We start from the raw sequence: 237 nt of genomic DNA, 5'->3' as shown, positions 1-237 counted from the left end.
ATGCTGGGTTGTGAAGTGAGACAAGAAACGGTGATGTTAGATAAATTCATTGCTGATATTGAAGCGGGTGAAATTATTGAAGCGGGTGGATTTGGTACTGCTGCGGTGGTATCGCCTGTCAGTTCATATATCTTCGAAGATGGTCGGGTTTTGACCGTTGGCGACGGTAAGGTAGGTCCTAATATTCAGCGTATTTATAAGCTGTTTACTGAGCTACAAAAAGGCAACGTTACTGCA

The 237-nt window shown here is 43.5% G+C and carries 1 pseudogene; it reads left to right on the top strand.

The annotated features are described in order from the left end of the window. Nucleotides 1-237: pseudogene (locus AAEZ00_RS22110) on the top strand (branched-chain amino acid aminotransferase); the annotation flags it as partial.

Source organism: Shewanella sp. S1-49-MNA-CIBAN-0167 (genome assembly GCF_040310145.1).
Classification (GTDB): Bacteria; Pseudomonadota; Gammaproteobacteria; order Enterobacterales; family Shewanellaceae; genus Shewanella; species Shewanella psychromarinicola.
This window is presented reverse-complemented; position numbering and strand designations above follow the sequence as displayed.